Annotated in this window: 24 protein-coding genes and 1 tRNA gene; 11 read left to right on the forward strand and 14 right to left on the reverse strand. The window is 70.7% G+C overall.

The features are described from left to right. The first annotated feature begins 55 nt into the window (after window positions 1-55). The 4 genes from ACWDN5_RS36285 to ACWDN5_RS36300 all read left to right on the forward strand — a co-directional run bounded on the left by ACWDN5_RS36285 (window position 56) and on the right by ACWDN5_RS36300 (window position 3,478). Window positions 56-418, forward strand: a complete 363-nt coding sequence (locus ACWDN5_RS36285; protein WP_449679467.1) for a hypothetical protein — start codon at window positions 56-58, stop codon at window positions 416-418. A 35-nt stretch (window positions 419-453) separates the two neighbouring features. After that, on the forward strand, window positions 454-1,602 hold the full coding sequence (locus ACWDN5_RS36290) for a DUF3631 domain-containing protein (RefSeq protein ID WP_449679468.1): 1,149 nt from the start codon (window positions 454-456) through the stop codon (window positions 1,600-1,602). A gap of 287 nt (window positions 1,603-1,889) precedes the next feature. After that, on the forward strand, window positions 1,890-2,078 hold the full coding sequence (locus tag ACWDN5_RS36295; protein ID WP_449679469.1) for a helix-turn-helix transcriptional regulator: 189 nt from the start codon (window positions 1,890-1,892) through the stop codon (window positions 2,076-2,078). Beyond that, window positions 2,078-3,478: a tyrosine-type recombinase/integrase gene (locus ACWDN5_RS36300; protein WP_449679470.1), complete on the forward strand. Its 1,401-nt coding sequence runs from the start codon at window positions 2,078-2,080 to the stop codon at window positions 3,476-3,478. Before ACWDN5_RS36295 ends, ACWDN5_RS36300 begins: the two co-directional genes overlap by 1 nt. Window positions 3,479-3,591: 113 nt before the next feature. On the opposite strand, the gene ACWDN5_RS36305 is transcribed toward ACWDN5_RS36300, so the two are convergent. Next, a tRNA-Leu gene (locus ACWDN5_RS36305) sits at window positions 3,592-3,665 on the reverse strand. 180 nt (window positions 3,666-3,845) lie between these two features. Here ACWDN5_RS36305 and ACWDN5_RS36310 point away from each other — a divergent pair. Both ACWDN5_RS36310 and ACWDN5_RS36315 read left to right on the forward strand, forming a co-directional pair. Further along, window positions 3,846-4,460 carry an ANTAR domain-containing response regulator gene (locus ACWDN5_RS36310; RefSeq protein WP_086851473.1) on the forward strand — a complete coding sequence of 205 codons (615 nt, stop codon included), beginning with the start codon at window positions 3,846-3,848 and terminating at the stop codon, window positions 4,458-4,460. Between the two features lie 33 nt (window positions 4,461-4,493). After that, the gene (locus ACWDN5_RS36315; RefSeq protein ID WP_310976715.1) at window positions 4,494-5,024 is read left to right on the forward strand and encodes a DUF4352 domain-containing protein; all 531 of its coding nucleotides are present in this window, start codon (window positions 4,494-4,496) and stop codon (window positions 5,022-5,024) included. A gap of 46 nt (window positions 5,025-5,070) precedes the next feature. On the opposite strand, the gene ACWDN5_RS36320 is transcribed toward ACWDN5_RS36315, so the two are convergent. From ACWDN5_RS36320 to ACWDN5_RS36340, 5 genes are all read right to left on the reverse strand, one after another. After that, the gene (locus ACWDN5_RS36320; RefSeq protein WP_310976714.1) at window positions 5,071-5,784 is read right to left on the reverse strand and encodes an ABC transporter ATP-binding protein; all 714 of its coding nucleotides are present in this window, start codon (window positions 5,782-5,784) and stop codon (window positions 5,071-5,073) included. Further along, entirely contained in the window at window positions 5,774-6,547 is a 774-nt protein-coding gene (locus ACWDN5_RS36325) for an ABC transporter ATP-binding protein (RefSeq protein ID WP_310976713.1), read from the reverse strand. The genes ACWDN5_RS36320 and ACWDN5_RS36325 overlap by 11 nt, the downstream gene beginning before the upstream one ends. Next, window positions 6,544-7,701 carry a branched-chain amino acid ABC transporter permease gene (locus ACWDN5_RS36330; protein ID WP_310976711.1) on the reverse strand — a complete coding sequence of 386 codons (1,158 nt, stop codon included), beginning with the start codon at window positions 7,699-7,701 and terminating at the stop codon, window positions 6,544-6,546. The genes ACWDN5_RS36325 and ACWDN5_RS36330 overlap by 4 nt, the downstream gene beginning before the upstream one ends. Then, on the reverse strand, window positions 7,698-8,666 hold the full coding sequence (locus ACWDN5_RS36335; protein ID WP_310976709.1) for a branched-chain amino acid ABC transporter permease: 969 nt from the start codon (window positions 8,664-8,666) through the stop codon (window positions 7,698-7,700). Before ACWDN5_RS36335 ends, ACWDN5_RS36330 begins: the two co-directional genes overlap by 4 nt. A 108-nt stretch (window positions 8,667-8,774) precedes the next feature. Beyond that, entirely contained in the window at window positions 8,775-9,926 is a 1,152-nt protein-coding gene (locus ACWDN5_RS36340) for a branched-chain amino acid ABC transporter substrate-binding protein (RefSeq protein WP_310976708.1), read from the reverse strand. A gap of 529 nt (window positions 9,927-10,455) precedes the next feature. On the opposite strand from ACWDN5_RS36340, the gene ACWDN5_RS36345 reads away from it, so the two are divergent. Beyond that, window positions 10,456-11,226 carry a prolyl oligopeptidase family serine peptidase gene (locus ACWDN5_RS36345; RefSeq protein WP_449679471.1) on the forward strand — a complete coding sequence of 257 codons (771 nt, stop codon included), beginning with the start codon at window positions 10,456-10,458 and terminating at the stop codon, window positions 11,224-11,226. A gap of 63 nt (window positions 11,227-11,289) precedes the next feature. Here the strand turns inward: ACWDN5_RS36345 and ACWDN5_RS36350 are convergent, their stop codons facing one another. After that, window positions 11,290-12,258 (reverse strand): LysR family transcriptional regulator, encoded by a 969-nt coding sequence (locus ACWDN5_RS36350; RefSeq protein WP_310976704.1) that lies wholly within the window; start codon window positions 12,256-12,258, stop codon window positions 11,290-11,292. Between the two features lie 7 nt (window positions 12,259-12,265). Beyond that, a complete protein-coding gene (locus ACWDN5_RS36355) occupies window positions 12,266-12,706 on the reverse strand; it encodes a hotdog fold thioesterase (protein ID WP_310976703.1) in 441 nt (146 codons plus the stop codon). Between the two features lie 62 nt (window positions 12,707-12,768). Between ACWDN5_RS36355 and polA the strand changes: the two genes are divergently transcribed. The 3 genes from polA to ACWDN5_RS36370 all read left to right on the forward strand — a co-directional run bounded on the left by polA (window position 12,769) and on the right by ACWDN5_RS36370 (window position 17,844). Then, a complete protein-coding gene (gene polA, locus ACWDN5_RS36360) occupies window positions 12,769-15,510 on the forward strand; it encodes a DNA polymerase I (protein ID WP_449679472.1) in 2,742 nt (913 codons plus the stop codon). 90 nt (window positions 15,511-15,600) lie between these two features. After that, window positions 15,601-16,140, forward strand: coding sequence for an EF-hand domain-containing protein (locus ACWDN5_RS36365; protein WP_449679475.1), 540 nt, complete (start codon window positions 15,601-15,603; stop codon window positions 16,138-16,140). Window positions 16,141-16,242: 102 nt separating this feature from the next. Continuing rightward, window positions 16,243-17,844, forward strand: a complete 1,602-nt coding sequence (locus ACWDN5_RS36370; protein WP_310976699.1) for a S1 family peptidase — start codon at window positions 16,243-16,245, stop codon at window positions 17,842-17,844. A gap of 71 nt (window positions 17,845-17,915) precedes the next feature. Here ACWDN5_RS36370 and ACWDN5_RS36375 read toward each other — a convergent pair whose 3' ends face one another. The 6 genes from ACWDN5_RS36375 to ACWDN5_RS36400 all read right to left on the reverse strand — a co-directional run bounded on the left by ACWDN5_RS36375 (window position 17,916) and on the right by ACWDN5_RS36400 (window position 24,084). Continuing rightward, window positions 17,916-18,488: a TetR/AcrR family transcriptional regulator gene (locus tag ACWDN5_RS36375; protein WP_310976697.1), complete on the reverse strand. Its 573-nt coding sequence runs from the start codon at window positions 18,486-18,488 to the stop codon at window positions 17,916-17,918. Next, a complete protein-coding gene (locus tag ACWDN5_RS36380; protein WP_449679473.1) occupies window positions 18,485-20,383 on the reverse strand; it encodes a YhgE/Pip family protein in 1,899 nt (632 codons plus the stop codon). The genes ACWDN5_RS36375 and ACWDN5_RS36380 overlap by 4 nt, the downstream gene beginning before the upstream one ends. Continuing rightward, entirely contained in the window at window positions 20,380-21,066 is a 687-nt protein-coding gene (locus tag ACWDN5_RS36385; RefSeq protein WP_449679474.1) for an ABC transporter ATP-binding protein, read from the reverse strand. The genes ACWDN5_RS36380 and ACWDN5_RS36385 overlap by 4 nt, the downstream gene beginning before the upstream one ends. A 308-nt stretch (window positions 21,067-21,374) precedes the next feature. After that, window positions 21,375-22,295: a GNAT family N-acetyltransferase gene (locus tag ACWDN5_RS36390; RefSeq protein ID WP_449679476.1), complete on the reverse strand. Its 921-nt coding sequence runs from the start codon at window positions 22,293-22,295 to the stop codon at window positions 21,375-21,377. Window positions 22,296-22,318: 23 nt separating this feature from the next. Next, window positions 22,319-23,236 (reverse strand): GNAT family N-acetyltransferase, encoded by a 918-nt coding sequence (locus tag ACWDN5_RS36395; RefSeq protein WP_310976693.1) that lies wholly within the window; start codon window positions 23,234-23,236, stop codon window positions 22,319-22,321. After that, complete coding sequence (locus ACWDN5_RS36400; RefSeq protein WP_449679477.1) at window positions 23,233-24,084, reverse strand: class I SAM-dependent methyltransferase; 852 nt, start codon at window positions 24,082-24,084, stop codon at window positions 23,233-23,235. Before ACWDN5_RS36400 ends, ACWDN5_RS36395 begins: the two co-directional genes overlap by 4 nt. A 318-nt stretch (window positions 24,085-24,402) precedes the next feature. Between ACWDN5_RS36400 and rpsA the strand changes: the two genes are divergently transcribed. Beyond that, on the forward strand, window positions 24,403-25,902 hold the full coding sequence (gene rpsA, locus ACWDN5_RS36405) for a 30S ribosomal protein S1 (protein ID WP_003098851.1): 1,500 nt from the start codon (window positions 24,403-24,405) through the stop codon (window positions 25,900-25,902). The last annotated feature ends 169 nt before the right edge of the window (window positions 25,903-26,071 follow it).

A 26,071-nucleotide genomic window follows, 5' to 3' on the forward strand; every position in this document is an offset into this window, starting at 1 on the left:
CTGGCCGAACACGCCCACACACCGTCACCCCGTGTGACCGACGTGAGGACCCGCTTTGACCACGCACACCACCGCCGCCGCCGGCCCGGCCACCCGGGTCACCATCCCCTTCGTCGAGTACCGCGCGCTGACCCTCGACGCCGCCGCCTGGCGACTGCTGGCCACCAGCCCGCACGTCGCCGAACTCCTTGCCGAATGGGTCGAGTGGGACCGCCGCCGCACGCTGCGGGAGACCTCCCACGCGGTGTCGGCCGCCGCCGACTGGCGCGCCCTCGCCGCCGCGCCGACCTACGCCGAACTCGAACGCCGCCGCGCTATCGCCACCCGGCCCGCCCTGACACCGCCCCAGATCCGCGCACAGGCCGCCGCGTCCTGGGCTCGGGTCGACGGCTGGATCGCCACGCGAGAGGCCGCCTGATGACCACCACGACACCGAACGACGGGGGAGCATCAATGGGTACCTACGACCTCGAACCGTCCATCCTGGACGGGGCCGACTTGCTCGACTCGTTGCGGGCCGCGCTCACCCGGTACGTGGCCTTGCCCAACCCGGAGACCGCCGACGCTATCGCCCTGTGGATCGCGGCCACCCACGCGCAACCGGCGTGGGCGCACGCACCCCGGCTGGTGATCCGCGCCCCGGAGAAGCGCTGCGGGAAATCCCGACTGCTCGACATCGTGGAAGCCACCTGCCACAACCCCTTCATCACCGTCAACAGTAGCCCGGCCGCCGTCTACCGGTCGGTGTCCGAGGACCCGCCCACCCTGCTCGTCGACGAGGCGGACACGATCTTCGGGCCGAAGGCCGACGGGAACGAGGACCTGCGCGGGCTGCTCAACGCCGGGCACCAGCGCAACCGGCCGGCCAAGCGCTACGACGCCACCAACCAGCGCGTCGAGTCCATCCCCACGTTCGCCATGGCCGCCCTCGCCGGCATCGGCGCGATGCCGGACACCATCGAGGACCGCGCCGTCATCGCCCGGATGCGCCGCCGCGCCCCCGGCGAAACCGTCGCACCGTACCGGCACCGCCGCGACCGGCCCGCGCTGCGCGCGCTCGCCGACAACCTGCACGCGTGGCTGCGTGCTGACCTGTCCACATTGGAGACCGCCGAACCGGAGATGCCCGTGGAAGACCGCGCCGCCGACACCTGGGAACCCCTCGTGGCTGTCGCCGACCACGCCGGCGGAACCTGGGGAGACCGCTCCCGTACCGCCGTGCTCGCCCTCACCGCCGCCGCCGACGAGGACAACGACAGCAACGACCGGCAACGCCTGCTCACCGACTGCCGCACCGCGTTCGGCGACGAACTCGCCCTGCCCACCGCCGAGCTGCTGCACCGCCTGCGCGCGCTGGAGGAGTCGCCGTGGCGCGAGTACGGCGCCACCGGGCTCACCGCCATGAAGCTCGGCAGTCTGCTCAAGGAGTACGGCATCCGCTCGGACACCATGCGGTTCCCCGGTGCCGGGCAGGCCAAGGGCTACCGCCGCGCCGACTTCACCGACTCGTGGGAGCGCTACTGCTCCGAACCGCCGGCCAAACGCGACGGCGACGAGGCCGCCGGGGGCGCGATCCCGCTGCGCCGGGCGCGGTCGGCCTGACACCGCCGGGCGGGGTAGCCGTACCAGCCGTACCAGCCTCGTTTTCGCAGGTCAGCCCTGGTACGGCTTCCCCGCCTGGTACGGCTCAAGCCGTACCACTGTCACTGCCCTGGTACGGCTCAAGCCGTACCAAGAATCCAAGCCGTACCGCACCTGACCAGGCAAAACGAGGCTGGTACGGCTGGTACGGCTTACCCCCTCAGCACCGACAACCGACCACGCCATAACCGAGGAGTGCCCATGCGCATCGCCGCCCCCGACAGCACGACCCGAAGGGCTCACCACCGATGGCCACGCCGCGCCGACACCTCACCATCGCCGAACTTTGCGAAGAGCTGGCAGTAGCTCGCTCGACCTTCTACGAGTGGCGCGCCAAGAAGCGCGCGCCCCGCTGCATCAAGCTCCCGAACGGAGAGATCCGCATCCGCCGAACCGACCTCGAAACCTGGCTGGACAACTGTGAGGAGGCCGCCTGATGGACACTACGTACGACGTCAAGATCTGGAAAGTCGAGCGGCGCGCCTGGAAGTCGAAGACGAGCTACCGCGTCGTGTGGTTCGTCGCCGGCGTTCGGTTCGGCGAGACCTTCGAGACGAGCGCTCTGGCCGATAGCTTCCGCTCAGACCTGGTTGCCGCGTCCCGCCGGGGCGAGGCTTTCGAGCGGACGCAGGGGCTGCCGGTCTCCAAGCTCCGGCAGGAGAACGAGATGCCATGGTTCGACTTCGCGTGCAAGTACATCGACATGAAGTGGCCACGGGCCGCCGGGAAGTCGCGAGCCGGAAACGCTGACGCACTCGCCAGCGTGACGCCGGCACTGCTCGCGACGACCCGTGGTGCTCCGGACGGCAAGACGCTCCGTCGGGCGCTCACTGGATGGGCGTTCAACACCAAGCGCCGCGACGAGCCGAAGCCGCGCGATGTTGAGCAGGCGTTGAAGTGGCTCGGGGCAAACACCGCGCCGGTGTCAAGGCTCAATGACAAGGCAGTACTTCGGGAGGTGCTGGAAATGTTGTCGCTCAAGCTCGACGGAAAGCAGGCCGCCGCGAAGACCGTCAACCGAAAGCGCGCTGTTCTGTTCAACGCGCTGGAGTACGCCCACGAACTGAAGCTGTTGACCGCAAATCGACTTTCCGAGGTGAAGTGGACGGCCCCGAAGACGGTTCGAGCCATCGACAAGCGCGTGGTCATCAACCCGCAGCAGGCAAGGAGCCTGTTGTCCGAAGTGGAGGCACAACGGATCGAGGGGCAGCCGCGCCGGTCGTCGGGTCCGATGCTCGTGGCGTTCTTCGCCGTCATGTACTACGCGGCTCTCCGGCCGGAAGAGGCGGCCATGCTGCGCAAGGCGGACTTGCAGCTCCCCGAGGAGGGCTGGGGTGAGTTGCTGTTGTCGGAGACTGCGCCGATCACCGGTGCGGCCTGGACGGACAGCGGGGAGCGACGGGACCGCAGGCAACTCAAGCAGCGGGGAAAGGGAGAGGTCCGCCCGGTGCCGTCGCCCCCGCCGTTGACGGCGATTCTGCACGCCCACCTGAATACGCTCGGCACGGCGGCCGATGGCCGGCTGTTCCGGAACTTGACCGGGGGAGACCTCGCGGAATCCACGATCGGTCGGGTGTGGGACAGGGCACGGAAAGGCGCGTTCTCAGAGGACGAGTACGCCTCGCCGCTGGCTAAGCGTCCGTACGACCTCCGGCACGCGTGTGTGTCCACCTGGCTGGCCGCTGGCGTGCCGTCCACGCAGTGCGCAGAGTGGGCCGGACACTCAGTGGCCGTCCTGCACCAGATCTACGCCAAGGTGATCGCCGGCCTGGAGTCGGCGGCCCACGACCGCATCGAGAAGGCGCTCGACTGGCGGGGGGAGCGCGGGGGCGCATAGGGGGTGGAGGGCCGTAGACGGCCGGACAGCCCCGGACACCGCCGGACCAAACGAGATCAGCCCCTGACCGGATAATGCCTGGTCAGGGGCTGATTTCTGCTGGTGGGCCACTGTGCCCCCGGTGAGATTCGAACTCACACTGGACGGGTTTTGAATCCGTTGCCTCTGCCAGTTGGGCTACGGGGGCGTGACGTGGTGACTCTACGGGATCACCGGACCCCGCCCGCCGCCGGGGGCGGGGTGCGGAAAGCGGTCAGCGTCACTACGTGGTGAACGCCATCTCTTCTTCTGGATCGTTCCCGGTAGGCTTCAGGTTCGCGGAACGCCGCGAGATGTCAACACCCGCCGAGTCTTCAGGAGGACCCCGGTGACCGATCAGGCTACCGAGGCCAATGGTGCCGACACCGTGCCGCAGCGTCGGGTGCTCGTTGCGGAAGACGAGGCCCTGATCCGGCTCGACCTCGTCGAAATGCTGCGTGAAGAGGGCTACGAGGTCGTCGGCGAGGCCGGGGATGGCGAACAGGCCATCTCCCTCGCCACCGATCTGAAGCCCGATCTCGTGATCCTCGACGTCAAGATGCCCAAGCTCGACGGCATCGAGGCCGCCGCCAAGATCACCGGGGACCGGATCGCGCCCGTGGTCATCCTCACCGCCTTCAGCCAGCGGGATCTCGTCGAACGCGCGCGGGATGCCGGGACCATGGCCTACCTCGTCAAGCCCTTCGCCAAGCGGGACCTCGTGCCCGCCATCGAGCTCGCCGTCAGCCGGTTCTCCGAGCTGCAGGCTCTCGAGGCCGAGGTCGCCGGGCTCACCGACCGGCTCGAGACGCGGAAGGTCATCGACCGCGCCAAGGGCCTGCTCATGAGCCGCCAGGGGCTCACCGAGCCCGATGCCTTCCGGTGGATCCAGCGGACCGCCATGGACCGGCGGACCACCATGAAGGCCGTGGCCGAGGCCGTCGTCGAGAGCATCGGGAGCTAGCCGGACCGACGGCCGGCAGGCAGAATCACCCAGGTGAAACTCCGCCTGCTGGCCGTGGTCGTCCTCCTCCTGAGCGCCGCGGGCTGCCAGGCCGAACAACCCAGCGCGCCCGCGCCGGCGACCTACGAGCTGCCGCCGCGGCAGGTGCGGCCGGACGAGACCGCCCTCAAGCTGCCGCCCGCCAAGAACGGTGACACCGAGTTCACCCTCCTCGGCCTCGCCGCCGGGCTGCCCAGCATCACCGGGAGCCACACCGAATTCCCCGCGAAGGGCCAGTTCGTGCGGGTGCGGCTCGTCGTGACCAACACCGGCACCTCCAGCGTCCTGTTCGACACCGGGCGCCAGCTGCTCGTCGACGACCGGGGAACCGCCCACCCGCCGGAAGAGCAGGCCATGATCATCAAGCGCCAGCCGCGGCAGTTCGACCTCGGGCACGGCGTGCGCGTCGAGTTCGATCTCTACTGGGACATCCCCAAGGACCGGAAGCCCGCCGCGGTCAGGGCCTTCGGCGGCCCGAGCATCGCCGACATGAAGAACCTCACCGGCACCGACATCAAGCTGTGAAAAAAGGGGCCCGGCACCGAAAGTGCCGGGCCCCCGAAACGGACCATCAGACGCCGAGGTCGCCACCGAGGTAGGCGGCCCGGACCTGCGGGTCGTCCAGCAGGTCGGCCCCGCGGGCGCTCTTGACCACCTGACCGGTCTCGAGCACGTACGCCCGGTCGGACAGCTTCAGCGCCTGCTGGGCGTTCTGCTCGACCAGCAGCACCGTCGTGCCGCGCTTGTTGATCTCCCGGATGATGTCGAAGATCTGCGCGATCAGCATCGGCGCCAGGCCCATCGACGGCTCGTCGAGCAGCAGCACCTTCGGCTTCGTCATCAGCGCGCGGCCGATGGCGATCATCTGCTGCTCGCCGCCCGACATCGTGCCGCCGAACTGGGTCCGGCGCTCGTTCAGCCGGGGGAACAGCTCGTAGACCTCGTCGAGGTCGGCCTGGAGGTCGTCCTTGCGGGTGTAGGCCCCCATCAGGAGGTTCTCCTGCACCGTCATGCCCGGGAACACGCCCCGGCCCTCCGGCGACTGGCCGATCCCGAGCAGCACGCGCTTGTGCCCCGGGGTCTTCGAGATGTCCTGGCCGTTGAACAGGATCCGGCCGCTGGTGAGCGGCCGCAGCCCGGAGATCGTCTTGAGCGTCGTGGTCTTGCCGGCGCCGTTGGCCCCGATCAGCGACACGATCTCGCCCTCGTCGACCTGGATGCTCATGCCCTTGAGGGCGGCGATCTTGCCGTAGTGGACGTTGATGTCCTGGACGTCAAGAAGCATCTTCGGCCACCCCCAGGTACGCCTCGATCACCTTCTGGTTGCTCTGCACCTCGTGCGGTAGCCCTTCTGCGATCTTCTGGCCGAAGTCGAGCACCGCCAGCCGGTCGCTGATGTGCATGACCAGGCCCATGTCGTGCTCGATGAGCAGCACGGTGCGGCCGTCGTCCCGGATCTTGCGGATCAGTTCCTGCAGAGCGTTCTTCTCTGCCGGGTTCATGCCCGCGGCCGGCTCGTCGAGCAGCAGCAGCTTCGGGTCGGTGGCCAGCGCCCGCGCGATCTCCAGCCGGCGTTGATCGCCGTAGGAGAGGTTCTTCGCGGTCTCGTGCTCCACCTTGCCGATGCCGACGAACTCGAGCAGCTCACGCGCCCGCTCACGGCCGCGCTTCTCCTCCTTGCGGTGCCACGGCAGGCCGAGCACCGCGCCGATCGCGCCGGTCTTGTGGTGCGCGTCCGCGCCGACCATGACGTTCTCGATCGCCGACATGTTGTGGAACAGCCGGATGTTCTGGAACGTCCGGGCGATGCCGCGCTTGGTGACCTGGAAGCGCTTCATCCCGTCGATGCGGTCGCCGTCGAAGCGCACCTGGCCCTCGGTCGGCTGGTAGACGCCGGTGACCACGTTGAACACCGTGGTCTTGCCCGCGCCGTTCGGGCCGATCAGGGCGAAGATCTCGCCTTCGTTGATGGAGACGTTCACCTCGCGTAGGGCGGTGACACCGCCGAAGCGCATGGTGATGTTGTCGAACTCGAGCAAGGGGGTCACTTGGCCACCTCCGCCTGGACCTCGGTGTCCGGACCCGCCACTTCGCCACCGAGCGAGCCCATGCCGCCGGTGCCTTCCCGTAGCTCGGCTTTTCGTTGTCGTGAGGGCAGGATGCCTTCGGGCCGCAGCGCCATCATCGCCACCAGGACCGCGCCGAACAGCAGGATCCGGAACTCCGCCGGGTCCTTGTCGCCGAGCAGGTGCTTCAGCCACTCGACGGACCGGAGGCGCTCGGGGATCCAGGCCACCAGGAAGGCACCGAGGATGACGCCCGGCAGGTTGCCCGCACCGCCCAGCACGACCGCGGCGAGGATCGTCGCGGACAGGATGAACGGGAAGTTGTCCGGGGCGATGAAGACGGCCTTGCTGGCGTAGATGCCGCCCGCGAAGCCACCGATCATCGCGCCGATCGCGAAGGCGAGCAGCTTGAACTTGAACGTCGGCACGCCCATCAGCTCGGCGGCGTCCTCGTCCTCGCGGATCGCGGCCCACGCGCGCCCGACGCGGCTCTTCTGCAGCCGCACCGAGAACACGATCACCAGCACGATCGCGACCAGGATCAGGTAGTAGTACGGCGCCGGGTCGAGCAGGAACTCCATGCCGAAGATCGGCGACGGGTGCGGGATGTTGGTGATCCCGCGGGCGCCGCCGATGCCGTCGGTGTTCTGCGCGGTGATCCGGACGATCTCCCCGAACCCGAGGGTGACGATGGCCAGGTAGTCACCGCGCAGCCGCAGGGTCGGAGCACCGAGGATGACACCCGACACCGCGGCGAGCACGATCCCGACCAGGATCGTCGGCCAGACGTTCCAGCCGAACTTCGTGCCGAAGATCGCCACCGTATAGGCGCCGATCGCGAAGAACGCCACGAACCCGAGGTCCAGCATGCCGGCCAGGCCGACCACGATGTTCAGGCCGATCGCCAGCAGGATGTAGGTCCCGATCGGGAAGATCAGGACGCTCGTCCAGTCCGAAGCCGGCGACATGAACGAGCCGATCCAGGGTGCCGGGAGGATCAGCGCGAACACGATCAGGGCGATGTAGACGAGGTACCGCTGCCAGATCGGAGCGTGCTGCCACCAGTCCCGCGCGCCGTTCACCGGCTGGAACGAGCGGCGAGTGTTTTCCTTGGTACTCACACCGTCGCCTTTCATGCGCGAGCTCGCTGGAGGGATTCACCGAGGATGCCGGTGGGGCGGAACATGAGCACGAGCACGAGGACCACGAACGCCGTGACGTCCTTCCACTCGGAACCGAGGAAGATCGCGCTCCAGTTCTCGACCAGGCCGAGCACGATGCCGCCGAGGAGCGCACCGCGCAGGTTGCCGATCCCGCCGAGCACGGCCGCGGTGAACGCCTTGATCCCGAGCACGAAACCGACGCGGTAACCGGTGTTCTCGAGTTCCATCAGATACAGCGCGGAGGCCACACCGGCCATCGCGCCACCGAGCAGGAAGGTGATCCGCACGATGCGGTCGATCGAGACGCCCATCAGCACGGCGGCCTCGGGGTCCTGGGCGGTCGCCCGGATGCCGCGGCCGATGCGGGTGCGGCGCACCAGCTGGTCCAGCACCACCATGACGATCACCGCGCCGATGATGACCAGGACCTGGTCGGTGCGGACGACGGCGTTGCCGACCGGGAACAGCGTGTCGCGGTCGACGAACCGGGGCGCGTTTTGCGGGACGCGGCCCGACTTTTCGAAGACGTTGGGGATGATCACCAGCGCGAAGAGCTCCTGCAGGAAGATCGACGCGCCGATCGCGGAGATCAGGGCCGCGAGCTTCGAGGAGCCGCGCTTGCGCAGCGGCCGGTAGGCGACCTGCTCCAGCACGACCGCGGAACCGCCGGACAGCACCGCGGAGGCGAGCATGAGCGCGAGCAGGAGCAGGATCATCGCGCCCAGGCCCAGCACGATGTTGCCGGAGGTGGCGATGCTGGCCAGGATGAACAGGGACGTCATCGTCCCGATCATGAAGATTTCGGAGTGGGCGAAGTTGATCAGCCGCAGGACGCCGTAGACCATTGTGTAGCCGAGGGCGACGAGGGCGTAGATGGAGCCGAGAACCAGTCCGCCGATGGTGCTGCCGAGGAACTGGTCTTGCAGGGTCTGCAACATGACGTGAGCGCCTTACGAGACAGGGCGAGGACAGGGATACGGGCCGGGAGCGGAGGTGCTGTGGTGACCACAGCGCCCCCGCTCCCGTCAGTCGCTATTCCTGTTGCGTCAGCCGGTGATCTTGGCTTCGGTCGATGCGCCGAGGTTCTTGATGACGCCGCCGACGACCTGGTACACGTTGATCGCGGCGGTCTCGGGCTCACCGTTCGCCTTGAACTTGATCTGCTTCGACGCGCCCTTGAAGTCTTCCGTCTTCAGGAACTCGTTGATCTTCTCGCCGGTGGTGTTGCCGGCCTTGACCGCGTTGATGAGGGCGGTCGCGGCGTCGTAGCCCTCGGTCGCGTAGATCGCCGGGGCGACGTTGAACTTCGCCTTGTACTTGGTGGCGAACTCGTCCGTGGTGCCCGCGTCCGGGATGTTGCACGGGCAGCCGATGACGGCGCCTTCGGCGGCCGCGGCACCCGCGCCCGAGACCAGCTGCGGGTCGAGCGAACCGTCACCGGTGGCGAAGATGGCCTTCACGCCGCCGTCACGCAGCTGCTTGAGCAGCGGGCCGCCCTGCGCGTAGTAGCCACCGAAGGTGATGATGTCCGGGTTGGCCGCCTTGACCTTCTGCACGGTCGAGGAGTAGTCCGGCGCGTCCTTCGGGAACTTGTCGCGCTCGACGGTGACGCCCTTCTCCTTGAAGGTCTTCTCGAACGCGTCCGCGAGGCCGACGCTGTACTCCTGGTCGTCCGAGATGACGAACGCCTTCTTCGGCGACTTCGCCGTGATCAGGAAGTTCGCGATGGCGGGGCCCTGGTCGTCGTCGTTCGCCACGACGCGGTGCCAGTACGACCAGTTGTTCTTCGCCAGGCCCGGGTTCGTCGCCGAGGGCGAGACGCTCGGGATCTTGTTCTGCTCGAGCTGGCCGCCGATGGCCTTCGACTCGCCGGAGAAGGCCGGGCCGATCAGCGCGGTGATCTTGTCCGAGCCGATCGCCGTGGTGATCAGCGAGGTCGCCTGGTCGGCCTTGCCCTGGCTGTCGTAGGTCTTCAGCTCGATCTTGGTCTTCGGATTCGTGGCGTTGTACTCGTCGATCGCGAGCTGGGCGCCGTTGCGGGGCGGGAGCACGATCCCGGAGTTCTCCCCGGTGAGGTCGCCCATGAACCCGATCTTCAGCGTGCTGCCGTCACCACTGCTCGACGAGCCGCCACCGGCGCAGCCCGCCAGCGCGAGCGACGTCGCCGCTGCGAGGGCGAGAACCCGTCCAAAACGCACTCCTGACACCGACTACCTCCCATGACCAACCAGCCGCCGGTAGGCGTTGCCCCCGACACAGGGGCTAGGTTAGGGCAGGAAGATATCCCTCTCGCCCGTCTTGTGCACAGGCGGCCTCACTACTCTGTGTCCACATCGTGACGATCGCAACCGACACGAATTGCACGAAAAGGCGAACAACGTTTCCCTGTGGCCCGCCGCTGGTCACGCAGCGATGCTAAGTATCCGGGCTCGTTCTGCGAATGGGTGACAGTGATGTTTCACCGGTATGTCATCGCCCATTTCGGCGGCCGGTGCGTGGCCGGTTTCCGGTGACTCCGCAGTTCACACTGGCGGGGTCCCGGTGGAGCGGGCACCGCCGTAGGGGTGCACCTTACGTCCGGTTCGGGCGCCCGGACGGACCACCCCCCGCTCGAAAGTCCCCTCCTTCGTCACAACCAACGGTTGTCGTGACCGCCGGAACGGCTGTTGGACCCGCACCGCCCCCGGGCGGTTCGCTGGAAGCAGCCGGAAGACAGGGAGAGACACGATGAGCAAGACGATCGAGGGTGTGGCGGCGGGGGTGCCGTTCGTGGCGGTGCCGCCGGCGGACCCGGAGGCGCCGGCGGCCCTGGTGGCGGGCTGGCACCTGATGGACGAGCCGAACAGCGAACGCGCGATGGCGGACGCCGTCCCGATGGCGGGCTTGCCGGCCTGGCGCGTGTACTTCGGGCTGCCGCTCTCCGGGGCCCGGCTGCCCGAGGGCGGGCCGGAGGAGGTCTTCCGGCGCGCGAGCGAGGACGCCGTCCTCAACGTCTTCGAGCCGGTGACCGAGCAGGCCGCGGACGAGTTCCCGGCCGCGCTGGCCGAACTGCGCGACCGGCTGCCGGGCGCGACCGGACCGCTCGGCGTGTTCGGCGGGTCGGCCGGGGCGCTGGTGGCCCTGGAGGTGCTTGCCCGCGGCGACGCCGGGATCGCGGCCGCGGCGGTGGCCAGCCCGGTCGTCCAGCTCGCCCCGACGATCACCGCCAACGAGCGCCGCTTCGGGGCGACGTACGCGTGGACAGAGCGGTCCCGCGCGGTCGCGGCGCGCTACGACTACGTGGACCGGGCCGCCGAACTCGCGGCGCCGCTGCTGCTGGTCGTCGGCGCGGACGACGACATCGCCGTGCGGGAGCCCGCGGAGGCGCTGCGCGAGAAGGTGGGGGCCGAGCTGGTGACGGTGGAGGGGATGGCGCACGAGTTCCCGCCGGGGACGCCGGCCGCGGCCCGTGTCGACGCGGCGTTCAGCGAGTGGTTCGCGCGGCGGTTGCGGGGCTGAGGTCGCTGCCTGGCAGCCACGCGTGTTCGGGGACGTCGGCCGCGGCCGGTGCCGACGCCGTGTTCAGCGGGCGGTTCGCGCGGTTGCCAGGCTGACGTCCTCGGCCGGCAGCCAGGCATGCTCCGGGTCGTAGGCGCACCAGTCCTCGTCACGGCTGGTGCGCCCCGCGGCGGCCAGCAGGCGCCGCAATGCCGGGTGCGCCTTGCCGCGCCGCCAGACCAGCGACCACGGGAACAGCGGGGACGGCTCGAACGGCAGCACCTTCAGGTTCAGGTCGGCCGCCAGCTCCATGTCGGCGCCGGCCAAGGTGACGCGCCGCTTGCCGTACCGCGTCTGCTCCAGGGTGTGGCGCAGGTCGTAGCTGACGCCGGAGTCGTCGATCGGCACCCCGAACTCCTCGCACAGCTCGTGCAGGTAGGACAGCCACTCCGCCGGCCCGCCGAGGCCGGGCAGCCAGATCCCGTCGGCGCGCAGCTCCTCCAGCCGCAGCACGTCCTGCACGGCCAGGGGGTGCTCCGGCGCGAGCAGAGCGACCAGCGGCTCGAACCGGACCGGCCGGTGCTCCAGCTCGTCCGGCAGCGGCCGCCCGCAGCCGGACACCCGGCCGAAGGCGGCGTCGAGCTCGCCGGACAGCAGCGGGCCGATCGCGTTGGCGAACCCGCGGCCGGCGACCCGGTCGATGCGCAGCCCCGGCTCGTGCGCGGCCAGGCGGCGGAGCAGGAACATGGGGGAGAGCCGGTGGTCGACGAGGTCGAGGCGCAGCGGCCGGTCGTCGGCGCCCATCGCGGCGACCGCGGCGTCGGCCACCTTCACCAGCTCGCGCGCGTGCGGGAGGAACCGCTCGCCGTCGGCCGTCAGCTCGACCGAGCGAGGCGTGCGCAGGAACAATGGTGTCGCGAGCGCGTCCTCGAGCTTCTTGATCCGCTTCGACAGCGCCTGCTGGGTGAGGAACAGCGCCTGGGCGGCCCGCCCGAAGTGCCGCTGCTCCGCGGTCACCACGAACGCCCGGACCTGGGCGACGTCGAGGTCCACGGGAGGCTCAGGCGCCCGGCGGCCGGTCCCGGACCACGCAGGTCAGCCGGGCGGTGCAGGTGCGGCGGCCCTCGTCGTCGGTCAGCACGATCTCCGCGGTGATCGTGCCGCGGCCGATGTGCAGCGGCGTCGCCACCCCGGTCACCTTGCCCGAGCGCACGGCCCGGTGGTGCGTGCAGGACAGCTCCAGCCCCATCGCCGCCCGGCCGGGGCCGGCGTTGAGCGCGGCGACCGTCGAGCCCAGCGCTTCGGCGAGCACGGCGTTCGCGCCGCCGTGCAGCAGCCCGTAAGGCTGCAGGTTGCCCTCGACCGGGATGGTGCCGATCACGCGTTCGGCGGTCGCTTCGATCAGCTGCATGCCGACCTTGTCGTTCAGCTGCTGGTCCGCGGCCGCCGGGTCGATGCCGGCCAACCGGTCCACGTCGATGGGGACGGCACCGTCGGTCACGCAAAGCTCCTCTTCCTATGCGACACGTAAGAGTGTCGGACCCTCAGCCTAGACTCGGCCTCGTGAGCCCGAGTGAGAAGACGACCGTTGCCAACGCCACAGGAACCACCGCCACCGCCGGGCGGCCGAAGCTGCTCCTGATCGACGGCCATTCCATGGCCTACCGCGCGTTCTTCGCCCTGCCCGCGGAGAACTTCAGGACGAAGACCGGCCAGGTCACGAACGCGGTCTTCGGCTTCACCTCGATGCTCATCAACCTCCTGCGCGACGAAGCGCCGACTCACCTGGCGGTGGCGTTCGACCTCTCGCGCAAGACGTTCCGCTCGGAGACGTACGCCGACTACAAGGCGAACCGCAGCACGACGCCGGACGAGTTCCGCGGCCAGGTGGACCTGGTCAAGGAAGTCCTCGACGTGCTCGGCATCCCTTCTTTGGTGAAGGAGAACTTCGAAGCCGACGACATCATCGCCACGCTCACCACGCAGGCGACGGCCGACGGCTTCGACGTCCTCATCTGTACGGGCGACCGGGACGCGCTGCAGCTGGTCACCGAGCAGGTCACCGTGCTGTACCCGAAGCGCGGCGTCTCGGAGATGACCCGGTTCACCCCGGACGCCGTCGAGGAGAAGTACGGGCTCACCCCGCGGCAGTACCCGGACTTCGCCGCGCTGCGCGGCGACCCGTCGGACAACCTGCCGAGCATCCCCGGCGTCGGCGAGAAGACCGCGGCCAAGTGGATCAAGCAGTTCGGCTCGCTCGGCGACCTGATCGACCGCGTGGACGAGGTCAAGGGCAAGGTCGGCGACGCGCTGCGGGCGCACCTGTCCTCCGTCCAGCTCAACCGGCAGCTCACCGAGCTGATCCGGGACGTCGAGCTGGAGGTCGCGCCGTCCGGGCTGGAGCTGCGCCCGTGGGATCGCGAAGCGGTGCACGCGCTGTTCGACGAGCTCGAGTTCCGCGTGCTGCGGGACAGGCTGTTCGCGACGCTGCAGAGCGCCGAGCCCGAGGCCGACGAAGGCTTCGAGGTCTCCGGAGCCGCGCTCGAGCCCGGTGCGCTGGGCGCGTGGCTCGCCGCGCACGCCGGCCCCGGCGAGCCGGTGGCCCTGTCCTTCCGCGCCGTGGGCACCTCGGTCCGGTCCGACCTGCGCGCGGTCGCCTTCGCGACGGTCGACGGTGAAGGCGCGTATGTCGACGTCACGGCGATGGACCAGGCCGACGACGCCGCGCTCGCCGCCTGGCTGGCCGACCCGAAGATCCGCAAGACCGGCCACGACCTCAAGGTGCCGCTGCACGCGATCCGCGCCCGCGGCTGGGCCCTCGCCGGGCTGGCCATGGACACCGCGCTGGCCGCCTACCTGGTGCGGCCCGGGCAGCGCACGTTCGAGCTGGACGACCTCGCGCTGCGCTACCTGCACCGCGAGCTGCGCTCGGAGACCGACGGCGGCGACGGCCAGCTGTCGCTGCTCGACGGCGGCGCGGAAGGCCTGGAGCAGAAGGAGATCCAGGACGAGCTGGTCAAGGCCCGCGCGATCTTCGAGCTGGCCGGGGCGCTCGAGAAGGAACTGGAGCAGATCGGCGGCGCGAAACTGCTCGCCGAGCTGGAGCTGCCGTTGCTGGAGGTCATCACCGAGGTGGAGATCGCCGGCGTCGCCGTCGACCTCGAGCAGCTGACTTCGCTGGAGGCCCACTACCTCTCGCGGGTCACGCAGGCCGCCGAAGAGGCGTACGCGGTGATCGGCAAGCAGATCAACCTCGGCTCGCCGAAGCAGCTGCAGGTCGTGCTGTTCGACGAGCTCGGCATGCCGAAGACCAAGCGCACCAAGACCGGCTACACGACCGACGCCGAGGCGCTGCAGGGCCTGTTCGAGAAGACCGAGCACCCCTTCCTGCAGCACATGCTGGAGCACCGGGACGCGACGAAGCTGCGCACCACGGTCGAGGGCCTGATCAAGTCCGTCGCCGACGACGGGCGGATCCACACCACGCTGCTGCAGACCATCGCGGCCACCGGGCGGCTGTCCTCGACCGAGCCGAACCTGCAGAACATCCCGGTCCGCACCGAAGAGGGCCGCCGCATCCGCGACGCCTTCGTCGTCGGCGAGGGCTACACCGAGCTGATGACCGCGGACTACAGCCAGATCGAAATGCGGATCATGGCGCACCTCTCGCAGGACGAGGGCCTCATCGAGGCGTTCAACTCCGGCGAGGACCTGCACACGTTCGTGGCGTCGCGGGCGTTCTCCCTGCCTCCGGAGGAGATCACGCCGGAGCTGCGCTACCGCGTCAAGGCGATGTCGTACGGCCTCGCGTACGGCCTGTCGGCGTACGGGCTTTCGCAGCAGCTGCGAATCTCCACCGAAGAGGCCAAGGAGCAGATGGAGGCGTACTTCGCCCGCTTCGGCGGCATCAGCGACTACCTCCACTCGGTCGTCGGCGTCGCGGCGAAGAACGGCTACACCGAAACGGTGTTCGGGCGCCGCCGCTACCTGCCGGACCTCAACAGCGACAACCGCCAGCGCCGCGAGATGGCCGAGCGGATGGCGCTCAACGCCCCGATCCAGGGCAGCGCGGCCGACATCATCAAGGTCGCGATGCTCAACGTCCACCGCGCGCTGGTCGAGGCGAAGCTGAAGAGCCGGATCCTGCTGCAGGTCCACGACGAACTCGTGCTCGAGGTCGCGGAGGGGGAGAAGGAGCAGTTGGAGAAGCTGGTGCGCGAGGGCATGGGCTCGGCGTACGCGCTGGCCGTGCCGCTCGAGGTCTCGGTCGGCTACGGCCGGTCGTGGAACGAAGCCGCGCACTGACCTCTGGTCACTCGGTGTCACGGCCCGGATCACCGGGTCGTGACGCGGATGTACTCGGGCGGACGTCGTCGCGTGTCCCGTGCCGCGACGATGCTGGGCGCCATGGCCAGTGACTTCCAGCGGCGCAAGATCTCCGGCGTCTTCGGCGCCATGGACGCCGACGGTGACGGGTTCCTGACGGAGGCCGACTTCCGGGCGCTCACCGCGCGGTGGCTCGACCTCCGCGGCACCGACGCGGGCACCCCGGACGGGCAGAAGCTCATCGCCGTGATGATGGGCTGGTGGAGCACCCTCGACGCGGCCGCGGGCGGTGGCGGCCAGGTCAGTCTCGACCAGGTGCTCCAGGTCGTCGACGCCTTGCCGGCGATGCCGGGCGCGGTCACCGGCACGGCCGAGGCGATGTTCGAGGCCGTCGACGAAAACGGCGACGGCGTCATCTCCGCCGCCGAGTACGACCGCCTCATCGCGGCCTGGAACGGGGTCGGCACCCCGTCCGGAGACGTCTTCGCCCTCCTCGATTCCGACGGCGACGGCCGCCTGTCCCGCGAGGAGTTCTCCCGGCACTGGTTCGAGTTCTGGGCCGGCGACGACCCGGCCGCGCCCGGCAGCCGCGTGTTCGGCGCAGTGTGATCCCGCGATGTGCCGAACGGATGACTCCGTTCGGGTGAGCCATTACCGCTGGGTAGGGAGGTCGGCGGCGGCGCGCGGCGATCACGGCGTAGGGTCCGCCGAATGGGGTTCGAGCGTGAGCGACGACGCTGGCGGGTCCGGTTGCACGACGAACTCGGCCGGGTGTGCGGAGCGGGCACGGTACTGGACGAGTACCACGTGCTCACGAGCGCGCACGTCGTCGAGACCGCGGGTGGCCCGCGCGCCGCGCTGAGCGTCGACTTCGTCGGCCTGGCCGAAGCCATGCCCGGCGCCGCGACCGTCGTCGAAGGCTGCTGGGTGCCCTCCGACGGCGGCGGCCACGGCGATCTCGCCCTGCTGCGCCTGGAGCGTCCCGAATCCCGCGTGTTCCGCGCCCCGCTGCACCGCATGCCGCTCGGTGAGCACCAGCTCGTCCGCGCCTTCGGGTTCCCGCCGGGCTCGGTCGGCCGCTGGACGCACGCCCGGCTCGGCGGCCCCGAGCAGACCGGGGGCGAGTGGGTCCGCCTCTTCCGCACGGCCGAGGCCGAACCGCTCGGCCCCGGCTTCGGCGGCACGGCGGTGATCGACGAGGCGACCGGCCACGTCGTCGGCATGGTCGTCGGCAAGGACACCGGCACCTGGATGGTGCCGGTCGAGACCATGCTCGGGCACCTGCCCCAGCTGAGCATCTGGACGTCCGGCAGCCCGGCGGTCGACGCGAGCTTCTCGCGCCCCGTCGGCGAAGCGGTCGACGTCTCCTTCGTGCAGCGGGTCGCGGACTGGTTCGCCAACGCCGAGCCGGGAACGGTCTGGGTCGTCGACACCGGCGAGGCCGGGTCGCCCGTCGCGGCGGCGTTGCGGTTCGGGATCGTGCTCGCCGACCGGGAACGTTCCCTCGGTGTGCCCGGCCTGCCGCCGGCGTTCGGCCAGATGCCGCCCCCGGGCAGCGTGGACCTGGCGGTCGACGCGACCGGCCGCACCGCGGACGCGGTCCGCCACCGCATCGCCGACCGGCTCACCGGGGGTGTCGCGGGCCGCACGCTGGTCGTCGACGCGATCGACGACTCCGCGGAACCCGACCGGCTCGTCGGCGAGGTGCTGGCCCCGCTCGCCGGCCGCGCGGCCGAGCTGGGACTCCGCCTGCTGCTGGGCTTCCGCGAGGAGTCGTCGCCGGGGGTGACGGCGGTCCGGGCGAGCACCGGCCAGGCCCGCCCGGCCCCGGACGACCTCGCCGGCCGCCTGGAGGTCCTGACCCAGGCGGTGGCGGAGCTGGCGGAGATCGAGGCCTACCAGCTACGCGTGGCGACGCGCTTCACGGGCGTCGCGATGCTGCCGGCCCGGGCGCAGAGGCTGAAGGGAGCGCTGAAGCAGCTCCGCTCGGCGGAGGTGGACGGCGACGCGGAGTGGGTCGAGCGCCACATCGACAGCCACGAGCACGCGGTGGCCCCGGCCGTCGAGGACGGCCGCAGGCAGCGAGCGGTCCTCGACGGCTTGGTGGCCCGCCGCGAGGAGCTGCGCGCCCGGCTGGCGGGCGACCTCGAACTGGCCCGAGAGCACGGGCTGGCGGGTGACCCGGAGATCGAGCAGGCGTACATCCCGGCGAAGAGGCTCCTGATCGACGGCCCGTGCGAGCTGACGGCGGCAGCCACGGCGGTCGACACCTACGCGGCGGCGGTCCGGGCGCGCATCGAGGACCGCGGCTGATCCGGTCGCCGGACGCCGGAATTGTCGGTGCCGTCGGGTAGCGTGGAAAACGGGGGCGCCCCCGCGGCCGGTTAGCGCCGGCCCAAGCCGCGGATCAGCACCATCACCGCGTCCCGCACCTCCGCCCGCGTCCGCTGGGGTCCGAACACCTGCCAGTCCAGCGCCACCACCAGCATCGTCCCGAACAACCCCGCCGCCGCCGTCGGGATCTCGACTCCCTCCGGCAGCCGGCCCTCCGCATCCAGCCGTGACAACTGCTGCTTCACGATCGAGATGATCTCCTCGCGCAGCAGCGACAACGTCCCGTGCCACTGGCCCGGCGTGCGCCACAACTCACTCACCAGGATCTGCGAGAAGCCCGGGTACTGCGCGATGAACTCCAGCGTCGTGTCGACCTGGGCCTCGATCACGTCCAGCGGATCCTCCGGCGACACCGCGTCCCGCAGCCGGCCCGCCAGCATGTCCACCCCGTACCGCAGCAGGGCGTCGACCAGGCCGTCCTTCGAGCCGAAGTTGTAGTACACCGTGCCCTTCGCGACGCCCGCCGCCGCCGCGATGTCGTCGACCGTCAAGCCCACCAGGCCCCGGCTCTTCGAGAGCTCCAACGTGGCCTCGAAGAGCTTCTGCTTCGTCGCGCCGCTCACAGGCTCAGCTCGGGCTTGAGGGCCGACACCGTCCACACGCGACGCTTGCGGGCGGCCAATGTGGACACCAGGATCCCGCCGACCAGGTAGGCCAGCAGCACGCCGATGTCCCCGAGCAGCCGGCCCGTCGAAGCGCCGCTGTAGAACAGGTGGCGGAAGCCGTCGATCGCGTACCCCATCGGCAGCACCACGTGCAGCGGGTAGAGCGCGTCCGGGATCGTCTGCCACGGGAACGTGCCGCCCGCGCTCACCAGCTGCAGCACCAGCAGCACCAGGCCGAGGAACTTGCCGACCGCGCCGAAGAAGGCGTTGAGCGCGTGCACCACCGAAGTGAACGTCAGCGACACCAGCACGGCGAACCCGATCGCCTCCAGCGGGTGGGCGATGTGGATGCCGACCAGCCACGTCACCGCGCCGAACAGGACGACCACCTGCGCGATGCCCAGCAGCGCCGAGGACAGCCAGCCGCCGACGGCGACCCGGAACGGGGCCGCGCCCGCGGTCAGCGCGCGCGTCGAGAGCGGGCGCAGGATCAGGAACAGCACGAACGCGCCGATCCAGGTGGCCAGCGAGATGAAGAACGGCGCGAGGCCGGCGCCGTACGTCCCCGCCGACGCCTCGCCGTTGGCGTTCACCGCCACCGGGTCCGCGATCGTGTTGGCCGTCGCCGAGCGGGTCGGGTCGTCGGGGTTCGGGATCTGCTTGAGCCCGGCCGCGAGCCCGTCGCGCAGCTTCACCGCGCCGTCGGCGAGCTGGTTGGTCCCGTTGACGGCGGTCTTCTCGCCGTCGCTGAGCTGGGACGCGCCGTCACGCAGCTGGTTCGCGCCGTCCGACGCCTGCGCGATGCCGCTCGCCAGCTGCGGGGACGCCGCGGCGAGCTTGGCCGCGCCGTCGGACACCTGGCGGGCGCCGTCGGCCAGCTTCGCGAGGTCGCCGTTCGCCTGCTGGATCTTGCTGTTCGCCTGGTCGACGGGGGAGCGCAGCTGGTCGGCCTTGGCGACGATCGCCTGGACCTCGGTTTCCGGCACGCCGGCGCCGCGCAGGTCGGTCACGAGCTGGGTGCGGTAGCCGTCGAGCTTGCCCTGGATGTCGGACGACGCCGTCGCGGCGACCGAAGCGGCGTCGGCGACCTTCTGGTTCCCGGCGGCCACCTGCGAAGCGCCGTTGGCCAGCTGCTGCGTCTGGGAGGGGAGGGCCGCGGTGGCGCTCTTGAGCGTGCCGAGGCCGGTCGCCAGCGTCGACGAGCCGTCCGCGAGCTTCGCCGCGCCGTCGGCCAGCTGCTGCTGACCGGACTTCAGCTGCGTGGCGCCGTCGGCGAGCTGCGCCGCGCCGGTCGAGGCCTCCTGGATCTTGGCGTAGATCGTGGAGAAGCCGACCAGGAACCGGTCCGCGGCCTCGCTGCCGACCTTCTCCGCGATCGTCTTGCGCACCTGCTCGGCGACCTGCTTGGCGATGGTGCCGGACAGGTAGTTGTTGGCGTCGTTGGTGGTCAGCGTGATCGTCGCCTGCTGCGGCTGGAAGTTGCCGACCGACAGCAGCGCCGCGGAGAACCCGCTCGGGATGCCGATCGCGAACGAGTACTTGTCGTCGCGGACGCCGTCGCGGGCCCCCTGCTCGGACACCTCGTGCCACTGGAAGGTGCCGGACTTGACCAGCTCGTCGGTCACTTCGCGGCCGACGTTGCGCTCCTGGCCGCTGGCGTCCTTCGCGCCGGTGTCGCTGGTGAAGACCGCGGCGGGCAGCTTGTCGAGCCGGCCGTAGGGGTCGTAGTTCGCGTAGAGGTAGAAGGACGCGTAGAGCAGCGGCACCAGCACGAGCGCGACCAGCGCGAGCTTCGGCAGGGTGCCGGTGGAGAGGCGGCGCAGCTCGTTGCGCGCGATCCGGAAGGCGTTCATTCGGGGACTCCGTCAGTGCTCTCGGTGAGCTCTTCGGTGGGTTCGGGGGGAGTGAAGTTCTGCGGCGCCGGCTGCTCGGCCGCGCCGACGAGCGCGGGGGTGAAGGGCAGCGCGGACAGCGGGGTGGTCGCGGCCAGGACGACGACGGCCAGGCCGCGTCCGGCCAGCTCGCGCGCCAGCCCGGCCCAGCCGTCGACGTCGCTGGTGTGCCGGTCGGGAGTGTCCAGCACGAGCACGCGCACGCCTGTGCGCTCGGCGGCGAGCTCGGTGAGCAGCCGCGTCCGCAGGGCGGGGGCGAGGTTCTCGAAGCGCGTGCCGGCGAACGGCGCGGCGTCGTGTTCGGCGAGCCAGCGGGCGACGTCCTCCTTGCCCGCCGGGCGGTGGGCCAGCGCCAGCTCCTCGCCGGCGACCACGCGCAGGGGCAGCGCGTCGTCCGGTTCGCTGACCCCCGGGGCGTCCACGACCGCGACGAGCTCGGTCAGCGGGGCGTCGACGCCCTCGGCGTGCACCGTGCCGGTGGTCGGCTTGAGCCGGCCCGCCAGCGCGAGGCCGAACGCCGTGACGCCGACGCCGGGTTCGCCGTGCACGATCGCCAGGTCGCCCTCGCCGACGGTCAGTGAGGTGGGCGGCAACAAGGTGCCGTGGTGCCCTTCGAGGGACACCCGATCGGCTCGGACCTGCACGGTTTCTCCCGCTTCGCGAACTTTTGAACTGACCGGTCAGTTCAAAAACTAGTCCGCGCGGGAGGTGGCGGCAAGATCACCGGACGCACGTCACACTTGTGGGTGGCTCACGGGGCAGGCCACGGCCGACTGTCGCATTTCACCGGCCGCGGCGCAGCCCGGGCGTGGGTGCCCACGGCTTCCCCGGGCCGGAGGGTGGGGTCCGGCAAGGTCACGACGGCACGTCCGACGGCGGCTCGGCTCGTGCCGCGAATGACTCATTCGAGGCGTGGGAGGTCCCGAATGAGTCATTCGCGACGCCGCCACCCTCACCGGAGCGCCGACGCCGGCCGCACCTCCCACGTCGTCCACAGTGGACGATAGCCCTGCCGGTGCCAGAACACCGAGGACAGCGGGTTCGTCGGGTTGTAGTAGAGGTACGTGCGGGTCGCGCCGCCCCGGTGCAGTTCCCGGTGCACGTGGGCCATCAGCGCCCGGCCGAAGCCGCCGCCGCGTTCGCCCGGCAGGGTGACGACGTTGTTCACGTACCCCCAGCGGCCGAGCGGGAGCAGCTCGGCCGCCTCGCTGCCCGGCGTGGCGTCCACCCACGCGCAGTGCGCGAGCGCGCGGGTTTCCCCGTCCTCTTCGGCCACCCAGACGAGCGGCTCGGCCTCGGCGAGGGCCTTTCGCAGGGAGGGGCCCAGCAGCGCGGCGGTGTTCGCCCGGCGCGGCGCGGCGACGAGCCCGGTGTAGTCGAACGTCGCCTCGGCCAGCTTCAGCGCGGTGTCGTAGTCGTCGGGTCCGGCTCGCCGGACCGCGATCTCCGGCCGGGCCTCCGGCGGGCGCGCGGTGCGCACGCCGACCGCGGAGAGCGGGACGAGGCCGTGGTCGAGGAACGCGCGGATCGCCTCGGCGTCCCGGCTGGGCCAGACGACCACGCACGCCGAGTCGTCGCCGATCTCCTCCGCCTCCAGGCGGCCTTTCAACGCGCGCAGCAGGACGTCGGCGCCTTCGGTGCCGGTGTCGCCGAAGTACGGGAAGAGCTGCCAGGTGTCGGCGGCCGACCACAGCATCGGGACGTCGCCCGGCGCGAGCCGCAGGTGCTGGAGCACCCCGGTGACCTGCGTGCCGTCCGCGGTCGCCGCGTCCAGGCGCTCGCCGCGGGCCGGCGGCGCGGCGGGCGGCAGCAGGGCGTCGACGGCGGCGAAGCGCGCCCGGTGCGCCGCGAGCAGCGGCTCGGCGATGTCCATGGTTTCCCCCTCGGCGAGTGCGGTCAGGACCAGGCGGGACGCCGGAGCCACATGGTCCACAGAGGACGATAACCCTGCCGGTGCCAGAACACCGGCGAAAGCGGATTCGCCGGATGGTAGAACAGGAACGTCCCGCGCACGTCGTGTTCCAGCAACGCCCGGTGCGCCACCGCCATCAGCGCCCGGCCGACCCCGCCGCCGCGCGCCGCGGGCGCGACCGACAGCGTGTCGACGTACCCCCAGCGGCCGGGGAGCAGCCGTCCGTGGACGGAGTTGCCCGGCGTGGCCGAGACCAGCGCGCAGGAGGCCAGGCCGGCCGGCACCCCGCCGTCCTCCTCGGCCAGCCAGACCAGTCCGCCGAACCGCAGCGAGCGGACGACTTCGGCGCGCAGCAGCGCCCGGGCCCCCGGCCGCGCCACCGCGGTGCCGACCAGCGAGGTGTAGCGCCACTCGGCGAGCCGCAGCTCGGTCAGCGCGTCGACGTCGCCTTCCCCGGCGCGGCGGACGCTCACCGGTGCCGCCCCGGGGCCGTCGGGCGGCTCGGCGGACCGCACGGCCAGGCACGTCATCGGCGCGAACCCGTGCGCCAGGAGCACCGCGGACGCTTCGGCGTCGCGGCTCGGCCAGGTGAGCGAGCAGGCCGAGTCCGGGCCGGCCGGCGTCCCGCGCAGCTTCTCCCGCCACGCGCCCAGCAGCGCGGCGAGACCCGCGGCGCCGCTGTCGCCCGGCACCGCGGTCAGGTCGCGGATGTCCGACGGCCCCCACAGCGAGGGCCAGGACCCCGGCGCGTGCACGACCTGCGTCAGCAGGCCGCCCGCCTTGCGGCCGCCGACCGTCACGACGAGGGGCTCGTTCGACGGCGACGGCGGGGCCGCGATCGGCGGGAGCAGCGGGTCCAGCGCGGCGAACCGCGCGTTCTGCTGCTCCTCGAGGGTGGTCACGAGCGGTGCGTGCGGAAGATCGCCGTGCCGGGGAAGAGCTTGCCGCGCAGCGGGCTCCACTGGCCCCACACCCGCGTGTGCCCGGCCGGCCACTCGGGCTCGACCAGGTCGGTCAGCGTGAACCCGGCCCCGGCCAGCGCGCGCACGTAGTCGCCGAGCGTGTGGTGGTACTCGACGTAGGTGGCGGTGCCCTCGTCGTCGACCTCGACGTAGGGCGTGCGGTCGAAGTACGGCTGGGTGACGGTGAGCCCCTGCGGGCCCGGGTCGTCGGGGAAGATCCACCGCATCGGGTGGGTCACCGAGAACACCCACGGCGCGCCCGGCCGCAGCACCCGGTGGACTTCGGCGAAGACCGCGTCCACCGACGCGACGAAGGGGATCGCGCCGAAGGCCGAGCAGGCGGCGTCGAAGCTGCCCGACGCCAGCGGCAGGTGCTCGGCGTTGGCCTGCACCAGGGGGACGGCCAGACCGGTGCGCGCGTTGCCGTCGCGGGCGTGGCGCAGCATGCCGGCCGAGAGGTCGGTCGCCACGGCGTGCGCGCCCTCGGCGGCCAGCCAGCGCGCGCAGGCGGCCTGCCCGCAGCCGACCTCCAGCACGCGCTTGCCCCGGACGTCGCCGAGCAGCCGGGCCTCGGCCTCCCGGACGCCCTCCGGGCACCAGACGAAGTCGGCGTCGCCGAGGAACCTGCCGTGCTCGGCCTGGTAGTCGTCGGCGTCGGCGTCCCACCAGGCGAGGTTGGCCGCGGCCGCTTCGGCGCCGCCGACCTCGCGGTAGGCGACCGCCGTGGTGCCCAGCCGGTGCTCGGCGGCGTCGTGGCGCCCCGGCGCGGGCGCCTGCTCCGGTGGCATGATGGTGTCTCCGGTCCCGGTGGCCGCGAGCGGCTCCACCTGCGTCCTCGTGCGTGCGGTTTGCTTCCGCGAGGACCTTAGCGAGCCAGGGGGACCCTGATTGTGCCGCCTAGCGGCTGCCGCGTAGGATAAGTGTTAGCGCAGTGGGTTCGCGCTGCCTTCCGCTCAGCTTCTGGTTGGGACTCGGGTCGCGCACCGTATGCGGGGTCATGCCGCGGTCGTTCACTGGTGGACGTTTGCTTGCAGGGTCGTCGTATGCCGCCCATCGCGCCGACAACTGCCAACCCTCGATTCCCATCCACCGGAGCAACCCGCCTAATGACCACCGACACCGCCACCGCCCCGACCGCCCCCACCGGGCCCCAGCAGGTCGCCATCAACGACATCGGGTCGGAGGAAGACTTCCTCGCGGCGATCGACAAGACGATCAAGTACTTCAACGATGGCGACATCGTCGAGGGCACGATCGTCAAGGTCGACCGCGACGAGGTCCTGCTCGACATCGGCTACAAGACCGAGGGTGTCATCCCCTCGCGTGAGCTCTCCATCAAGCACGATGTCGACCCGGCTGAGGTTGTCACCGTCGGCGATGAGGTCGAAGCCCTGGTTCTCCAGAAGGAGGACAAGGAAGGCCGTCTGATCCTGTCCAAGAAGCGCGCGCAGTACGAGCGCGCCTGGGGCACGATCGAGGAGCTCAAGGAGAAGGACGAGCCCGTCAAGGGCACCGTCATCGAGGTCGTCAAGGGCGGCCTCATCCTGGACATCGGCCTGCGCGGCTTCCTCCCCGCGTCGCTGGTCGAAATGCGCCGCGTGCGCGACCTGCAGCCGTACGTCGGCCGCGAGCTCGAGGCGAAGATCATCGAGCTGGACAAGAACCGCAACAACGTGGTCCTGTCCCGCCGCGCCTACCTGGAGCAGACCCAGTCCGAGGTGCGCAGCGAGTTCCTCAACGCGCTCGCCAAGGGCCAGGTCCGCAAGGGCGTCGTGTCGTCCATCGTCAACTTCGGTGCCTTCGTGGACCTGGGTGGCGTCGACGGCCTGGTGCACGTCTCCGAGCTGTCCTGGAAGCACATCGACCACCCGTCCGAGGTCGTCGAGGTCGGCCAGGAGGTCACGGTCGAGGTCCTGGACGTCGACATGGACCGCGAGCGCGTCTCGCTGTCGCTGAAGGCGACCCAGGAAGACCCGTGGCGCCAGTTCGCCCGCACGCACGCGATCGGCCAGATCGTGCCGGGCAAGGTCACCAAGCTGGTTCCGTTCGGTGCGTTCGTCCGCGTCGAAGAGGGCATCGAGGGCCTGGTCCACATCTCCGAGCTGGCCGAGCGCCACGTCGAGATCCCGGAGCAGGTCGTCCAGGTCAACGGCGACGTCATGGTCAAGGTCATCGACATCGACCTCGAGCGCCGTCGCATCTCGCTGTCGCTGAAGCAGGCGAACGAGGGTGTCACGCCGGACACCGAGTTCGACCCGACCCAGTACGGCATGGCCGCCGAGTACGACGCCGAGGGCAACTACATCTACCCCGAAGGCTTCGACCCGGACACCCAGGAGTGGCAGGAAGGCTTCGACAAGCAGCGTGAGGAGTGGGAGCGCCAGTACGCCGAGGCGCACACTCGTTACGAGGCCCACATGAAGCAGGTCCAGAAGGCCGTCGAGGCGGACGCCGAAGCGGCGGCCGACGCGGCGACCGGCATCGAGGGTGGCGCGGAAAGCTACACCTCGGGTTCGGCCCCGGCCGACTCGAAGAGCAGCGGCGGCACCCTGGCCTCCGACGAGCAGCTCGCGGCGCTCCGCGAGAAGCTCTCCGGCGGTGCGTGAGCACTAGCTCTCTGAGCTGAACGAGAGCCCCCGGTCCCGCGTGGACCGGGGGCTCTTCGTCGTTCCGGGGCTTCTGCGCCGGCCCCCGGAGGTCGCGAATGACTCATTCGGGACGTCCCAGGCCGCGAACCAGCCCGACGACGACCGCGCCGGCGTTGCGCCGGTCCGG

Source organism: Amycolatopsis sp. NPDC003731, assembly GCF_053586895.1.

Bases quoted from the DNA above. Each gene is read 5' to 3' on its own strand.
- ACWDN5_RS36290 (WP_449679468.1), top strand. From the start codon at position 454: ATGGGTACCTACGACCTCGAACCGTCCATCCTGGACGGGGCCGACTTG.
- ACWDN5_RS36295 (WP_449679469.1), top strand. From the start codon at position 1,890: ATGGCCACGCCGCGCCGACACCTCACCATCGCCGAACTTTGCGAAGAG.
- ACWDN5_RS36300 (WP_449679470.1), top strand. From the start codon at position 2,078: ATGGACACTACGTACGACGTCAAGATCTGGAAAGTCGAGCGGCGCGCC.
- ACWDN5_RS36320 (WP_310976714.1), bottom strand. From the start codon at position 5,784: ATGCTTCTTGACGTCCAGGACATCAACGTCCACTACGGCAAGATCGCC.
- ACWDN5_RS36330 (WP_310976711.1), bottom strand. From the start codon at position 7,701: ATGAAAGGCGACGGTGTGAGTACCAAGGAAAACACTCGCCGCTCGTTC.
- ACWDN5_RS36335 (WP_310976709.1), bottom strand. From the start codon at position 8,666: ATGTTGCAGACCCTGCAAGACCAGTTCCTCGGCAGCACCATCGGCGGA.
- ACWDN5_RS36345 (WP_449679471.1), top strand. From the start codon at position 10,456: ATGAGCAAGACGATCGAGGGTGTGGCGGCGGGGGTGCCGTTCGTGGCG.
- ACWDN5_RS36365 (WP_449679475.1), top strand. From the start codon at position 15,601: ATGCTGGGCGCCATGGCCAGTGACTTCCAGCGGCGCAAGATCTCCGGC.
- ACWDN5_RS36370 (WP_310976699.1), top strand. From the start codon at position 16,243: ATGGGGTTCGAGCGTGAGCGACGACGCTGGCGGGTCCGGTTGCACGAC.
- ACWDN5_RS36380 (WP_449679473.1), bottom strand. From the start codon at position 20,383: ATGAACGCCTTCCGGATCGCGCGCAACGAGCTGCGCCGCCTCTCCACC.
- ACWDN5_RS36390 (WP_449679476.1), bottom strand. From the start codon at position 22,295: ATGGACATCGCCGAGCCGCTGCTCGCGGCGCACCGGGCGCGCTTCGCC.
- ACWDN5_RS36400 (WP_449679477.1), bottom strand. From the start codon at position 24,084: ATGCCACCGGAGCAGGCGCCCGCGCCGGGGCGCCACGACGCCGCCGAG.
- rpsA (WP_003098851.1), top strand. From the start codon at position 24,403: ATGACCACCGACACCGCCACCGCCCCGACCGCCCCCACCGGGCCCCAG.